Below are 13,979 nucleotides of genomic sequence, written 5' to 3'. Positions count from 1 at the left end.
GAGCGCGCCCCGGCCCAGGCGGCCGCGCCCGCCCCGACGGTGCAGGTCACGGCGCCCGCGGCGGAAGCCGGCGGGGCCCCCGCGTCCGCCGCCGCGCCTGCGACGCCGACGATCTGAGCCTCAGGCGTCCCGGTCGCCCTTCGACGAACGGTGCGCGTCGTCGTGGCTGTGCTTCAGATCCCGTTCGCCGCCTCCGCCCGAGACCTTGCTGTTGCGCGGATTGGTCGCCCCGCCCTCACGCGGATCCTCGAAGGACGGCGGCTCGCGATCGGCGTTCTCGTGGCTGGCGCCCGGGCCGCCCCAGCGCTTCTTGTCCTCGGGGGTAGGCAGATGCTGGTTGTTGGCCATGATCAGCGGTCCTGCACCTTCCACTGGGTCGTCAGGTTCTGGCGCAGATTGCCGAACCGGCCCTGGGTGTCGAGATTGACGTCGGCGTCGCCGGGCTGAGCCGACTGCGCCCCGGTGGCCAGATCGCGGCGATCCGCGTTCATCGCCTCCTTGATCGGGCGGGCGCCGTGGTCGGCGAAGCTGATCTGCTCCTTGGGGACCTTGGGTCGATGGGTCATGGAAATCTCCTTCCGTCCCCGATCAAACCCCCCGCAGCGGCCCGCTGTTCCGTAGCGACGTTCGCCTTTGGGCCTCAGAGGGCGTCGAGGCCGACGTCCAGGGCGGCGGCCGAATGGGTCAGGGCCCCGACCGAGATCACGTCCACCCCGGTCTCCGCGATGGCCCGCACCGTTTCCAGGGTCACGCCGCCGGAGGCTTCCAGCACCGGGCGGCCGAAAGGCGAGGCTCCGGCCCGCGCCACCGCCTCGCGCAGCCTGTCTGCACCGAAATTGTCGAGCATGACCACGTCCGGCCGTTCCGCCAGCGCCTCGTCCAGTTGCTCCAGCCCGTCGACCTCGATCTCGATCCGGACCAGGTGGCCCGCCGCGGCGCGCGCGCGCCGGATCGCCTGGCCGACCCCCCCGCAGACGGCCACGTGGTTGTCCTTGATGAGGATGGCGTCGTCCAGCCCGAACCGGTGATTGACCCCGCCGCCGCAGGCCACGGCGTGCTTCTCCAGCGCGCGAAGGCCCGGCGTGGTCTTGCGGGTGTCGGCGATGCGTGCGCCCGTGCCTTCCACCGCCTCGACATAGGCCCGGGTCAGGGTCGCGACCCCGCACAGCCGGCCCAGCAGGTTCAGCGCCGTGCGCTCCGCGGCGAGGAAGGCGCGGGCGTCGGCCTCGGCCTCGACCAGCACCGCGCCGGCCTCGAAGGCGTCGCCGTCGCGCAGCGCCGGACGCACCGTCGCCTCCGGGTCCAGCGCCGCCAGCGCCAACCGCACGCAGTCGATCCCGGCCAGCACGCCCGGCTTGCGCGCCGCGAACACCGCCCGCATGCGCGAGCCCTCCGGGATGCAGGCCTGGGCCGTGATGTCGCCGGCCCGACCGAGATCCTCGGCCAGGGCCATGCGGACGACCGGCTCGATCAGCAGGTCGGGCAGTCGCCGGGTCATTCGCGCTCCGCTCATTCAGCCATCGCCGGGGCCGGGGTCGGGATCGGGGCCCGCAGACGCGTGTGCCGGGCCGCCGCGGCGGCGGCGGGGTAGTCGGCCCGGAAGTGGCCGCCCCGGCTCTCGCGGCGCGCCAGGGCGGACTCCACGATCAGTCTCGCGGCGACCAGCGCCGGGGCCCCGGGAGTCCGGGCCTCCAGCCGGTCCAGCACCGCCAGGGCCCGGGTCAGGCCGGCGGCGTGGCGCACGACGCCGGCCGCCGCGCTCATGGTCCGGCGCAGCACGGCCAGATCGGCCGGCGACAGGTCGACGGAGGGGCCGGCGGCGTGGACCGCTCCCTTTACGGCGCGCTCCGCCGCGGCCGCCCGGCCGGTGCGGCGGCCGAAGGCGGCGGCCTCGAGCAGGGAGTTGGAGGCCAGGCGATTGGCCCCATGGACGCCGGTGGCGGCGCACTCGCCGACCGCGAACAGGCCCTCGATCGTGGTCCGGCCGTCCGGCCCGGCGGCGATCCCGCCCATGTGGTAATGGGCCGCCGCGGCGACCGGGATCGGCGACTCGCGCGGATCCAGGCCGGCCCGCATGCAGGCGGCGAACACCGCGGGGAATTCGTGCGGGAAGGCGGCGCCGACCGCCGTCCTCGCGTCGAGGAAGGCGCCGCGGCCCTCGGCGCGCGCCGCATGCACCGCCCGGGCCACGATATCGCGAGACTGCAGGTCGGCGTCGGCGGCCTCGCCGAGCAGATGCCGTCCCTGGCCGTCGATCAGCCGCGCGCCCTCGCCCCGCAGCGCCTCGGTGGCCAGGGGCATGGGATCGAGTCCGACGTCGATCGCGGTCGGATGAAACTGCACGAACTCGGGATCGAGGATTTCTGCCCCCGCCCTGTAGGCCAGCGCCATGCCCTCGCCGAGCAGGGAAGCCGGGGTCGTCGTCTCGGCGTAGAGCCCGCCCGCGCCGCCGGTGGCCAGAACCACGGCGGGGGCCAGGACCTCGACCAGCCGCCCGGCGCGGTCGATCAGGGCCCCGCGGACCCGCCCGCGGCCGTCCTGGATCAGCCCGCGCAGACGCCCGTCCTCCCACACCTCGATGTGCGGAGCCGCCCGCGCGGCCGCGACCAGCGCCGACAGGATGGCCCGCCCCGCCCCATCGCCGCCGACCCGAGCCACCCGTGGCCGCGAATGGGCGGCCTCGAGGCTGACGGCGAAGCCGCCGGTCGCGTCGCGGTCGAACGGCGCGCCCAGCCCGGCCAGCCATTCCACCGTCGTCCGGCCGTCTTCCGTCAGCAGGCGCGCGGCCGCGGTCTCGACCAGTCCCGCGCCGGCCGCCCGGGTGTCCGCGGCGTGCAGCGCGGGCGCGTCCGTCTCCGACAGGGCCGCGGCGACGCCGCCCTGCGCCCAGGCCGATGAGCAGGCCTGCAGCAGCGGCGCGGGCGTGACCACCAGCACCTTGCGCGGCGCGGCCTCCAGCGCGGCGGACAAGCCCGCCAGACCGCCGCCGATGATCAGCGGTCCGTCATGTTCGATCCGGCTCAACGGTTGAGACCCAGTTCCCGGGCGGCGATGTCGACCGCCACCGGCAGCGACCCGCCGCCGAGCGGCATCAGGGCGGCGATGCCGACCGCGGCGCAGGCTGCTGCGGTGACCAGGAACAGTCCGACGCTGAAGGCCGACTCGCGCACGGTCAGCGGCCGCCCCTCCGGGCGGCGGACTCCCCGTTTCATATGGCCGATCAGGGCGATGGCGAGGAAGACCACGAGAAATATCCGCCCCGTCATGAAGGCCCACCACAGGACCAGCGCTCCCGTCGCCAGCATGGCCAGCTGTTCCACCAGCGGATGGATGCGCGCCAGAACCGGCCCCAGCGCCTTCGACCCGTCGAGCGGAGGCGCGGGGGCGAGGTTGATCAGATTCACCAGCGCGATCACTGCGGCCCCGACCAGCCACTCGGGCTGCCGGGTCAGGACGAAGCCGGCGAACCAGGGAATCGCGGCCAGCAGGCCGAACGCCGGACCGGCCAGGGAGACCAGCACCCCGTGCCACTCGCTTTCCGGCAGGCGCTGCCCCACGGCCGCGCCTCCGAAGAAGGGAATGACGTGAATCCGCGCCGGACCCATGCCGAGCCGGTTCATGGCCAGGACGTGGCCGTACTCGTGGACGAACAGGCCCCAGATCAGAGCCACGGCGATGACCCAGCTGCCGCTGACGTACCAGATCAGGCCGCCCAGCAGCAGGGTGGAGGCCACGGCCCAGACGGGGTTCTGGCCCTTTTCCAGCGGCGGCCCGGCCGCGCGCGCGGGCGCGGCCGGAGCCGGGGCCGGGGCGATGTCCTCGGGCCGCGGGTCCCACGGCCCCCGGCGGGGGGGATTGGTTTCGGTCATGCCCGTGAGGTGGCCTTCCCCGACCTGAGCCACAAGGCCAGGACGGCGAGAAGCCGCAGGGTCTTCGGATCGACCGTGGCCACGGCCCGGACGGGCGGCACATAGTGCATCAGATCAGCTCCACCGCCACATGGTGGCGCGCCTTGATCAGGTCATAGCGCGCCGGGACGGCCGGGGGCGGCAGGTCGATCATGCGCTGCACCGCCAGCCGCGCGCGCGCGGCCATGTCCTCCGGCACCGTGACCTCGAACTGCATGTTCACCAGGCAGTCGCGGATGTTCTCGAGCGTGATCCGCTTCATGTGCGGGCACAGGTTGCACGGCCCGATGAACTGCACCCCCGGCACGTCGCCGGCCACGTTCGAGGCCATCGAGCATTCGGTGATCAGCACCACCTGCTTCGGCTTTCGCGCCGTAACGTGGTCGATCATCGCCGCCGTCGAACCGGCGAAGTCGGAGGCCGCCAGCACGTCCTCCGGGCATTCCGGGTGGGCGAGGATTTCGGCGCCCGGATAGGCCGTGCGCATGTCTTCGATGTCGGCGGCCGTGAAGCGCTCGTGCACCTCGCAGCGGCCCTTCCAGGCGATGATGCCGACCGTCGTCTGGGCGGCGACGTTGCGGGCCAGGTATTCATCGGGGATCAGGATGACGCGGTCGACGCCCCATTCCTTCGCCGCCCACTCCACCACCTGCACGGCGTTGGCGCTGGTGCAGCAGATGTCGGTCTCGGCCTTCACGTCCGCCGTGGTGTTGACGTAGGTGACCACCGGCAGGCCCGGATAGCGCTGCTTGATCAGCCGCACGTCGGCGCCCGTGATCGACGCCGCCAGCGAACAGCCGGCGCGCAGGTCGGGGATCAGCACCGTCTTCTCGGGGCTCAGGATCTTGGACGTCTCGGCCATGAAGTGGACGCCGGCCTGAACGATGACCTTCGCCTTCGATTTCGCCGCTTCCTTGGCCAGGCCCAGGCTGTCGCCGACGTAGTCGCCGACGCCGTGGAAAATCTCGGGCGTCATGTAGTTGTGTGCCAGGATGACCGCGTCGCGCTCGCGCTTCAGCTGGTTGATCTCGTGGATCAGCGCCGCCTGCGCGGGCCACTCCAGCGGCGTCACGTGATCGCGGACCTTGGCCCATACCGGCGCCGTCGCCAGCTCCAGTTCCCTGCTCAGCCCGAACGCCCCGTCGGCCATTTCCATTCCCCTTTTGCTCGAAATGAGCAAATCATGAGCCCGAAGAACGGCGGTGGCCAACAGGTCCGCCGCCGACTTATGCTCACTTTCAGCATAAGCGGGGATAATCTAGGCGGATGGCCGGGAAATGCAAGGGACAAGGTGGCTCAGACCGCGACGCCCTCATGCTTCAGCAGCCACCGTTTCCGCTCCAGCCCGCCGGCGTATCCCGTCAGCGTCCCGTTCGCGCCGATCACCCGGTGGCAGGGCACGATCACCGCGACCGGGTTCTGCCCGTTGGCGAGGCCGGCGGCGCGCACCGCCCGCGGCGAGCCGACCGCCGCGGCCAGCTGGCCGTAGCTCCGCGTCTCGCCCGCCGGGATTGCGCGCAGGGCGGCCCAGACCGCCTTCTGGAACACCGTGCCGCCGGTCGTCACCGCCACGCCGTCCAGCGCCCGCACATCCCCGTTGAAATAGGCCTCCACGGCGCGGCGCACCGGTTCGCAGGCGCGGCCTTCCACCAGGCCGAAGCCGGGGCTGTGGCGGGCCAGCAGCCGCATCATCCGCGCCTCGTAGCCGGCGAAATCCAGCGCCCGCACGGCGCCCTCGGCGTCCGTGACCAGCAGGACCTCGCCCACGGGCGTGGCGATCCGGTCGAGGGTCAGGGTCTCAGGCTGCGCGTTTCGCATCGTTCGTCTCCATCAGGTCCGCGCCCGTCATCCCGGCCGCGGCCAGGTGCAGGGCGCCATAGGCCCGCCACGGCCGCCAGCTTTCGGCGCGCGCCGCGAGGGTCGCGTCTTCAAGGCGGTCGTTCGGCGGCTCCGCGCCGTCGTCGATCCACGTGCCCGGCAGGCGCAGCCCCGGCCGCGCCGCGACCAGCGGCTTCAGGGCCGGATCGGTCGACAGGTCGCGGGCGATGGCCTCGGGATCCGCCGACAGGTCGAACACCCGCCGCACCCGCGCCAGCACCCCGGGCAGGGCCTTCAGGTCGTCCACCTCGACGCAGACCGAGACCCGCCCCGCCTCCGCCGGTTCGACGAAGACCGAGCCCCCGGCCCCGTCGAGCCCGGGGGTCAGGACGCGCGACCATTTGCGGTCCCCGACCGTATCGCCCCGCGCCGCCAGGGCCGCGAGCATCGCCTCCCAGTCGTACGGCGGCCGGTACGGCAGGCTCAGCCGCACCCCGCCCGCGTGCGCCTTCTCGCCGCGCCGGCGCAGGGTCGAGGGCGGGCGGCCGTACAGGGCCTGGAAGGTCTCGTTGAAGCGCCGCACGCTGCCGAAGCCGGAGGCGAGGGCGACCTGGGCCATCGACAGGTCGGTCTGGTGGATCAGCGCCTTGGCCAGCAGCACCCGCCGGGTCTGGGCCACGCTGACCGGGGCGGCGCCGAGGTGCTGGCGGAACAGGCGGCGCAGGTGCCGCTCGCCGACGCCGAGACGGCCCGCCAGACTGTCCACGTCGCCCCCGCCCGCCCCGCTGTCGAGCGCCCCGGCCTCGATCAGGGCCAGGGCCCGGCTGACGGTGTTGGAGGTCCCGCGCCACGCGCCCATGTCCGGCGCCGTCTCCGGCCGGCAACGCAGGCAGGCGCGAAAGCCCGCCTCCTCGGCCGCCGCCGCCGAGGCGACGAAGACCATGTTCTCGCGCTTCGGCGTCCGCGCCGGACACACCGGCCGGCAGTAGATTCCCGTCGTCTTGACGCAGCCGAAGAACCGCCCGTCGAAGCGCGCGTCCCGCGTCAGCACGGCGCGGTAGCAGGCCTCCTGATCCAGGTCGCGGGCGTTTTCCATGGCCGCAAGATGAGCCTGATCGACCCCGGAGTCTCGCGGTTTTCGGACACGTCTGTGGTCAGCCGGCCCGGCGCGCCTCCGGCTGCACCAGCCGCCACAGGTTGGCGGCGATTTTGAACACCAGGCTGACGGCCACGAGGGCCAGCACCCAGGTCATGATCACCGACAGGCTGGCGGCCACGCCGGCCAGGTCCCGCGTTCCCTCGCCGAGGGCGCGCAGCCGGTCGAAATCCAGCAGACTCCAATCCCCGGCGATCCGCGCCGTCTCGCCGCCGCGGCTCAGGGTGAACCATTCGCCGGCCTCGAAGACCGCCCAGGTGAGCCACAGGCCGGCGCCGGCGATCGCCGCCTCGGCCGCCGCCCGCAGCCGCACCGCATGGGGCCGGGCCAGGCTGGCCAGATCGATCGCCATCTGGGCCACGGCGTAGAACAGGATGGCGCCGTAGAGGGTCGTCCAGACCGGCGCGCCGCTGACCGTCGCGTCCTGGCCCCCGAACTCCAGATGCATCAGGCCGGGAAAGTGGATGATCCCCACCCACCACAGCACGAACACCCCGGTGGCGAGGAAGGAGAACAGATATTCGCCGCCCGGCCACGCCTTCGGCTTCGCCCCGGGCGCGGTCCACGGCCTCGCCTTCGCCGAGGCGCCCACGGTGGCGCCCCACGCCGCCGGATCGGCCAGTTCGAAGGCGCCCAGGTCCTTGACCTTCCAGCTGGTCAGCCACTTCGGCCGCACCCCGTAGTGTTCGAACAGCGCCGCCACCACCGTCGCGGCCCCGACCAGGGCCAGACCCGTGTTGAAGAAGCCGTGGAAGGCCTGGCTGATCGATTGCCCCGCGTCGGCCGGGCCGCTGATCAGATTGATGAGCAGCACCACGGCCTGCACCGCCAGCATCAGCAGCAGGCCGGCCTTCACCGCGAACAGCCAGTAGGGAAACAGCTCCGGTCCGACCAGCGAGTCCGGCCCCTTGCGATAGCGCGCCGCCACCACCAGCGGATGGCCGATCTCGTGCAGGATGGCCTCCTGCTCGTCCTCGGTCAGGGCGCGGCCCAGCTCCTCCTCCTTCGCCTCGAAGCGGCTCAGGATCAGGTCGCGCAGCTCGGCGACGATGTCGGCCCGCTCGTCCTGCGGCAGCTGGGCGGCGACGGCGTTCAGATAGCGATCGATCAGGTCCATGGCTTTGTCTCCCCCCGGTTTCAGAGAATCTTGTCGAGCGAGGCCGAAATGCCCCGCCATTCGTCGGCCAGCGCCGACAGCATCGCCTCGCCCGCCGGCGACAGGCGGTAGAAGCGCTTCTTCCGCTTCTCCTCCTCGCGCCATTCGCTCGTCAGCAGGCCCTGGCTCTCGAGCCGGCGCAGCAGCGGATAGAGGGTGCTCTCCTCCATCTCCAGGCCGTCCGAGGCCAGCGCCCGGCGCAGGGTGTAGCCGTAGCGCTCCTCCCGCAGCCGGGCGAGCACGGCCAGCACCAGCGAGCCCCGCCGGAGTTCCAGCCGCATGGATTCGAACAGTTCAGGATCGACGGCCATTGCTGCACCTGCCGTCACATAGTGTGTGACATACAGTGTATGCCATATACTGTGCGGCCCCGTCAACCGGTTTTGGGAACCGCAACCATGGCCCGCCCCTTGCAGTTGTCACCGTCACGCCCGGGAAACCCCCTCGGCGTCGGAAATCCTTCGTCTATCTGTAGCCGCGCCAACCCGTTAGACTGTCCGGCCAAAGCGTCAGGAACCCCCACTTCGTGTTGAAGAACCTGCTTCCCAGCAAACCGGGCACGGAGCCCCTGGCCGAGGCGCTGAAGGCGTGCCGGGTCCACTTCCTGTGGGCCGCTGTCTTCTCGGCGCTCGTCAATCTGCTCTATCTGACGCCGACGCTGTACATGATGCAGGTCTACGACCGCGTCGTGCCGACCGGGGGCCTGACCACCCTGGTGCTGATCACCGTCGTCGCCGTCCTCGCCCTCGCGGCCCTGGCGGGCCTGGACTGGCTGCGCGGCCGGCTGATGCTGCGGGCCGGGCTCAGGCTGGACCGCATGCTGTCCGGCAAGGTGCTGGCGCGGGTCATGGACCTGCAGGCCAAGTCCCCCAACACCCAGGCCCTGCGCGAGTTCGACAACGTCCGCGGGGCCATCGGCGGCCAGGGCATGCTGGCGCTGTTCGACGCGCCGTGGACGCCGATCTACCTCGCCTGCTGCTTCCTGCTGCACCCGGCCATCGGCGTGCTGACGCTGGTCGGCGGCCTGATCCTGTTCAGCCTCGCCTGGCTCAATGAGCGCGACACCCGTCCCCGCCTCGGCAAGGCCATCCAGTCCCAGAACAGCGCCTATGCGGCCCAGGAGGCCGTGGCCGGCCAGTCCGAGGTCGTGCGCGCCCTGGGCATGCGCCAGTCCTCCATCGCCCGCCAGATCGAGCAGCGCCGCCTCGCCACCGCCGCCCAGGCCGACGCCCAGCTGACCGGCGGCAAATACTCCGGCGCGATCAAATTCCTCCGCCTCGTGATGCAGTCGGCGGCCCTCGGCCTCGCCGCCCTGCTGGCGGTCAAGGGCGACATCTCGCCCGGCGCCATCATCGCTTCCTCGGTGCTGCTGAGCCGCGCCGTGGCGCCGATCGAGCTGCTTGTCGGGGTGTGGCCGACGCTGGTCCAGGCCGGCGCCAGCTGGAAGACCCTGACCGATCTGTTCGCCAGCACCGCGGCGGTCGAGCGCGAGCGCACGACCCTGCCCGATCCCAGGGGCAAGCTGCAGGTCGAGGGCGTGTCGGTGAAATTCCCTGACACCGAGGCGCCGCAGCTGCGCTCGGTCGGCCTGACCCTGCAGCCCGGCCAGACTCTCGGCGTCGTCGGCGCCAGCGGCTCCGGCAAGACCACCCTGGCCCGGGTCATCGCCGGAGCGCTCAAGCCCCAGGCCGGCACGGTGCGCCTCGACGGCGCCGAATACGAGGCCCGCGAGGGCGATGAACTGGCGCGCTGGATCGGCTATCTGCCGCAGGTCCCCAGCCTGTTCGCCGGCTCGATCAAGGACAACATCTCGCGCTTCGCGACCTCCGCCGGCCTCGATCAGGAGACCGCCGACCGCGGCGCGGTCAAGGCGGCCATGGCCGCCGGCGCCCATGAGCTGATCCTGCGCCTGCCGAACGGCTACGACACCCAGCTCGGCCCGTTCGGCCAGGGCCTGTCGGCCGGACAGGCGCAGCGCGTGGCCCTGGCCCGGGCCCTGTACGGCGACCCGGTTCTGCTGGTGCTCGACGAGCCCAACTCCAATCTCGACCAGGAAGGCGAGGCCGCCCTGATGCAGGCCATCCTCGGCGCCGCCGCCCGTGGCGCGTCCGTGGTCATCATCGCCCACCGCGCCGGCGTTCTGGCCCGCGTCGACCGCCTGCTGATGATGCGCGAGGGCGTCGTCCAGATGGAGGGGCCGCGCGAGGAGGTGCTGGAGCGGATGCGGGCGGCCGCGCCCAAGGGCGCCGCCCCGGCCGCGGGCGCGCCCGGCCAGCCGGCGGGCAATGTCACCCGTCTGGCCGATCCCTCCCAGCCGCAGCGGCGGGCCCAATGACCGACGCCGCCGCTCCGGGCGCCGTCCAGGCCCCGCCCGCGCCTCCGCCCGGCCCCGACCCGGCCGCCGTATCGGACACGCCGCGCCGCGAACTGATCGTCGGCGGGGTGATCATCCTGCTGTTCTTCGGCCTCTTCCTCGGCTGGGCCGCCTTCGCGCCGCTGGACGCGGGCGCCTACGCCCAGGGCCAGGTCGCGGTGTCCGGCAACCGCCAGGCCGTGCAGCACCGCGAGGGCGGCGTGGTCAGCGCCCTTCACGTCAAGGAGGGCGATACGGTCCGGCGCGGCCAGATCCTGCTGACCCTGTCCAGCGGCGAACTGCGGGCGACCGAGCGCGGCGTCGCCGGCCAGGTCTTCGCCCTGCTGGCCCAGCGGGCCCGGCTGGTCGCCGAGCGCGACGGTCTGCGCGGCATTCCCGTGCCGCCGGAGTTCGCCGATCTCCCGCCCGAGGACGCCGTGCTGGCGCAGGAGTCGCTGCGCATCCAGCAGCTGCAGTTCGGGGCCCGGCGGGTCGGCCGCTCCACCGAGACGGGCGTGCTGAGCCAGCGCATCGCCCAGCTCAACGAGCAGATTCAGGGCTACGAGCGTCAGATCGCGGCCAATATCGAGCAGCAGAGGCTGATCCAGGAAGAGCTGGCCGGCATGCGCAGCCTCGCCGAGAAGGGCTACGCGCCGCTCACCCGGGTGCGGGCGCTCGAGCGTACGGCGGCGCAGCTGGACGGCGAGCTCGGCTCGCTGCGGGCCCAGATCGCCCGCTCGCGCGAGGCCGTCGGCGAGACCCGGCTGCAGATGTCCGGCGTCTCCTCCGAGATGAACGAGGACGTGGCCGACCAGCTGCGCCAGATCGACGTGCAGCTTAACGAGCTGCGCCCGCGGATGAACGAGCTGCGCTCGCAGATCGCCCGCAGCGAGGTGCGGGCGCCGGCCTCCGGCCAGGTGGTCGGCCTGACCATCTTCACCCAGGGCGGCGTGATCCAGCCGGGACAGACGCTGATGGAGATCGTGCCCAACGACGCCTCGCAGATCATCGTCGCCCAGATCAGCCCGAACGACGTCGACAACCTGCGCACCGGCCAGACCACCGAGGTCCGCTTCCCCGGCCTGCGGGAGCGCAATCCGCCGACCATCCACGGCCGCGTCACCCGCATCTCGGCTGACAGCTTCACGGTCGAGGAGACGGGGGCCAGCTATTTCCGGGCCGAGATCGTGGTGCCGGCCGGGGAACTCTCCAAGCTCGGACGCTCCGCCAACACCCTGCGGCCCGGAGCCCCGGTCGAGGTCATCATCCTGCTGCGCAAACGCACCGCGCTCAGCTACCTGCTCGAGCCCCTCACCAACAACCTCTGGCGCTCGGGCAGCGAGCAGTAGCTTTTCCTTCTCCCCTCGAGGGGAGAAGGACACCGTGGCGCCGTGCCGGCAATCCGCGAAATTATAGCCAGGCAGCGCGAAAAACCCGCCGTCTTTCTAGACACATCCGCTTTTCTCGACTCTCTCTTTCCGCCCTGGAATCGAGCGGGCGTACAATGCTCCTTTCGCCCGCCGGTCTTTGACAATCGCATCCCCGCCGCACCGTCCGAGGCGCGTCGATGCCGACTCTGCCGACTCCGCCCCCCTGTTCCCGACGCCGCGCTGCAGACCTTGCCGACGCCGCCTCACCGGTTTTCCGGGTTTCACCCGGGTAAAACCCTCCCCCTCCCGCACCGCAAAATCCCGCTCGACTTCCCCAGGGTCATCACGGAATGTTTCAGGCCTGCCCCGAGGAGACGCCCATGCCGATGACGCCGCGCGCCGGACTGCAGGTGGCCGATGAACTGGTCGCCTTCATCGAGACCGAGGTCCTGCCCGGCCTCGACCTTGAGCCGGATCGCTTCTGGACCGGCGCCGCCTCCGTCCTCGCCCGCTTCGCCCCGGAGAACCGTCGCCTGCTCGCCCGCCGCGACGAGCTTCAGGCGCGCATCGACGCCTGGCATGCCGGACGCCGCGGCCGGCCGTACGACGTCGCGGCCTCCACCGCCTTCCTGCGCGAAATCGGCTATCTCGCCGACGAGCCCGCGCCCTTCGCCGTCGGCACGCGCGACGTCGACGCCGAGGTCGCGACCCTCGCCGGGCCCCAGCTGGTCGTGCCCAGCCTCAACGCCCGCTTCGTGCTCAATGCCGCCAACGCCCGCTGGGGCAGTCTCTACGACGCCCTCTACGGCACGGATGCGCTCGGCGACCTCCCGCGGGGCGGCGGCTACGATCCTCAACGCGGCGCCCGCATCGTCGCCCGCGCCAGGGCCTTCCTCGACGAAGCGGTCCCCCTCGCGGAAGGCTCCTGGGCCGACCTCGCCGACCCTCACAAGGGCATCGCCCTCCGCGACCCCGCCCAGTACGTCGGCCGCAGCGAGCGCGGCCGGCTGTTCCGCCACCACGGCCTGCACATCGAGGTCGTCTTCGATCCCGCCCACCCGATCGGCCGCGACGATCCCGCCGGCATCTCCGACGTCATCCTCGAAGCCGCCCTGTCGACCATCGTCGACCTCGAGGACTCAGTCGCCGCCGTCGACGCCGCCGACAAGACCGCCGCCTGGCGCAACTGGCTGGGCCTGATGAAGGGCGACCTGGCCGAGACCTTCGACAAGGGCGGCGAGCGGCTCACCCGCACCCTCGCCCCCGACCGCGAATACGTGGCCCCCGACGGTTCGACCGTCGTGCTCCCGGGCCGGTCCCTGCTGTTCGTGCGCAACGTCGGTCATCTGATGACCACCCCGGCCGTCCTTCTTCCCGACGGCTCCGAGGCTCCCGAAGGCATCCTCGACGCCCTCGTCACCAGCCTGATCGCGATGCACGACCTCAAGGGCCTCGGGCGCTTCCGCAACAGCCGGCCAGAGTCGGGCCAAGGCTCGGTCTACATCGTCAAACCGAAGATGCACGGCCCCGAGGAGTGCGCCTTCACCGACGCCCTGTTCGACGCCGTCGAGGACCTGCTCGGCCTCCCCCGCCACACCCTCAAGATCGGCGTCATGGACGAGGAGCGCCGCACCTCGGCCAATCTCGCCGCCTGCATCCACGCCGTGAAGGACCGCATCGTCTTCATCAACACCGGCTTCCTCGACCGCACCGGCGACGAGATCCACACGGCGATGCAGGCCGGCCCGGTCGTCCGCAAGGGCGACATCAAGTCCTCGGACTGGATCGCCGCCTACGAGGCCGGCAACGTCGCCATCGGCCTCGCCTGCGGCCTCGACGGCAAGGCCCAGATCGGCAAGGGCATGTGGGCCGCCCCCGACCGCATGGCCGACATGCTCGACCAGAAGGCCGCCCATCCGAAAACCGGGGCCAACACCGCCTGGGTGCCCAGTCCCACCGCCGCCGTCCTCCACGCCCTCCACTACCACCAGACCGACGTCTTCGCCCTGCGCCCGGAGATCGCCGGCCGCCCGGTTCCCGACCTCGACGCCCTGCTCACTCCGCCGCTCGCCGCCGGCCGGAACTGGTCGGAGCAGGAGATCGCCGAAGAGCTCGACAACAACGCCCAGGGTCTGCTCGGCTACGTGGTCCGCTGGATCGACCAGGGCGTCGGCTGCTCCAAGGTGCCCGACATCCACGACGTCGGCCTGATGGAGGA

13 protein-coding genes are annotated in these 13,979 nt (G+C 72.0%); 3 read left to right on the top strand and 10 right to left on the bottom strand.

The genetic code is table 11. From position 1 onward, the window contains the following. Nucleotides 1–120 precede the first annotated feature (120 nt). The 10 genes from VGD32_RS10215 to VGD32_RS10170 all read right to left on the bottom strand — a co-directional run bounded on the left by VGD32_RS10215 (nt 121) and on the right by VGD32_RS10170 (nt 8,349). Nucleotides 121–348 (bottom strand): hypothetical protein, encoded by a 228-nt coding sequence (locus VGD32_RS10215; protein WP_331031784.1) that lies wholly within the window; start codon nt 346–348, stop codon nt 121–123. A gap of 2 nt (nt 349–350) precedes the next feature. Next, entirely contained in the window at nt 351–566 is a 216-nt protein-coding gene (locus tag VGD32_RS10210) for a hypothetical protein (protein WP_331031783.1), read from the bottom strand. 74 nt (nt 567–640) lie between these two features. Next, the gene (gene nadC / locus VGD32_RS10205) at nt 641–1,498 is read right to left on the bottom strand and encodes a carboxylating nicotinate-nucleotide diphosphorylase (protein WP_331031782.1); all 858 of its coding nucleotides are present in this window, start codon (nt 1,496–1,498) and stop codon (nt 641–643) included. Between the two features lie 11 nt (nt 1,499–1,509). Then, entirely contained in the window at nt 1,510–3,024 is a 1,515-nt protein-coding gene (locus VGD32_RS10200) for an L-aspartate oxidase (RefSeq protein ID WP_331031781.1), read from the bottom strand. Then, on the bottom strand, nt 3,021–3,869 hold the full coding sequence (locus VGD32_RS10195; RefSeq protein WP_331031780.1) for a peptidase M50: 849 nt from the start codon (nt 3,867–3,869) through the stop codon (nt 3,021–3,023). The genes VGD32_RS10200 and VGD32_RS10195 overlap by 4 nt, the downstream gene beginning before the upstream one ends. Before the next feature lie 109 nt (nt 3,870–3,978). Beyond that, the gene (gene nadA / locus VGD32_RS10190) at nt 3,979–5,058 is read right to left on the bottom strand and encodes a quinolinate synthase NadA (RefSeq protein WP_414644404.1); all 1,080 of its coding nucleotides are present in this window, start codon (nt 5,056–5,058) and stop codon (nt 3,979–3,981) included. Nucleotides 5,059–5,204: 146 nt separating this feature from the next. Continuing rightward, nucleotides 5,205–5,726: a methylated-DNA--[protein]-cysteine S-methyltransferase gene (locus VGD32_RS10185; RefSeq protein ID WP_331031778.1), complete on the bottom strand. Its 522-nt coding sequence runs from the start codon at nt 5,724–5,726 to the stop codon at nt 5,205–5,207. Continuing rightward, the gene (locus VGD32_RS10180) at nt 5,707–6,822 is read right to left on the bottom strand and encodes a bifunctional transcriptional activator/DNA repair enzyme AdaA (RefSeq protein WP_331031777.1); all 1,116 of its coding nucleotides are present in this window, start codon (nt 6,820–6,822) and stop codon (nt 5,707–5,709) included. Before VGD32_RS10180 ends, VGD32_RS10185 begins: the two co-directional genes overlap by 20 nt. Before the next feature lie 58 nt (nt 6,823–6,880). After that, a complete protein-coding gene (locus VGD32_RS10175; protein ID WP_331031776.1) occupies nt 6,881–7,999 on the bottom strand; it encodes an HAAS signaling domain-containing protein in 1,119 nt (372 codons plus the stop codon). A gap of 20 nt (nt 8,000–8,019) precedes the next feature. Further along, nucleotides 8,020–8,349 carry a PadR family transcriptional regulator gene (locus VGD32_RS10170; RefSeq protein ID WP_331031775.1) on the bottom strand — a complete coding sequence of 110 codons (330 nt, stop codon included), beginning with the start codon at nt 8,347–8,349 and terminating at the stop codon, nt 8,020–8,022. 215 nt (nt 8,350–8,564) lie between these two features. Here VGD32_RS10170 and VGD32_RS10165 point away from each other — a divergent pair, with 215 nt between their 5' ends. The 3 genes from VGD32_RS10165 to VGD32_RS10155 form a co-directional block, all read left to right on the top strand. Further along, nucleotides 8,565–10,373: a type I secretion system permease/ATPase gene (locus tag VGD32_RS10165; protein WP_331031774.1), complete on the top strand. Its 1,809-nt coding sequence runs from the start codon at nt 8,565–8,567 to the stop codon at nt 10,371–10,373. Beyond that, entirely contained in the window at nt 10,370–11,740 is a 1,371-nt protein-coding gene (locus tag VGD32_RS10160; protein ID WP_331031773.1) for an HlyD family type I secretion periplasmic adaptor subunit, read from the top strand. The genes VGD32_RS10165 and VGD32_RS10160 overlap by 4 nt, the downstream gene beginning before the upstream one ends. A gap of 401 nt (nt 11,741–12,141) precedes the next feature. Then, the coding region (locus VGD32_RS10155; protein ID WP_414644403.1) for a malate synthase G at nt 12,142–13,979 on the top strand (1,838 nt) is incomplete at its 3' end.

The sequence above is a fragment of the Brevundimonas sp. genome (assembly GCF_036402095.1).
GTDB lineage: Bacteria > Pseudomonadota > Alphaproteobacteria > Caulobacterales > Caulobacteraceae > Brevundimonas.
The sequence above is the reverse complement of the archived record's forward strand: the minus strand, read 5'-3'. Positions and strand labels throughout refer to the sequence as shown.

Coding starts and splice junctions, on each gene's coding strand:
- VGD32_RS10210 (WP_331031783.1), bottom strand. CDS start 566: ATGACCCATCGACCCAAGGTCCCCAAGGAGCAGATCAGCTTCGCCGAC.
- VGD32_RS10185 (WP_331031778.1), bottom strand. CDS start 5,726: ATGCGAAACGCGCAGCCTGAGACCCTGACCCTCGACCGGATCGCCACG.
- VGD32_RS10195 (WP_331031780.1), bottom strand. CDS start 3,869: ATGACCGAAACCAATCCCCCCCGCCGGGGGCCGTGGGACCCGCGGCCC.
- VGD32_RS10170 (WP_331031775.1), bottom strand. CDS start 8,349: ATGGCCGTCGATCCTGAACTGTTCGAATCCATGCGGCTGGAACTCCGG.
- VGD32_RS10160 (WP_331031773.1), top strand. CDS start 10,370: ATGACCGACGCCGCCGCTCCGGGCGCCGTCCAGGCCCCGCCCGCGCCT.
- nadA (WP_414644404.1), bottom strand. CDS start 5,058: ATGGCCGACGGGGCGTTCGGGCTGAGCAGGGAACTGGAGCTGGCGACG.
- VGD32_RS10180 (WP_331031777.1), bottom strand. CDS start 6,822: ATGGAAAACGCCCGCGACCTGGATCAGGAGGCCTGCTACCGCGCCGTG.
- VGD32_RS10215 (WP_331031784.1), bottom strand. CDS start 348: ATGGCCAACAACCAGCATCTGCCTACCCCCGAGGACAAGAAGCGCTGG.
- nadC (WP_331031782.1), bottom strand. CDS start 1,498: ATGACCCGGCGACTGCCCGACCTGCTGATCGAGCCGGTCGTCCGCATG.
- VGD32_RS10175 (WP_331031776.1), bottom strand. CDS start 7,999: ATGGACCTGATCGATCGCTATCTGAACGCCGTCGCCGCCCAGCTGCCG.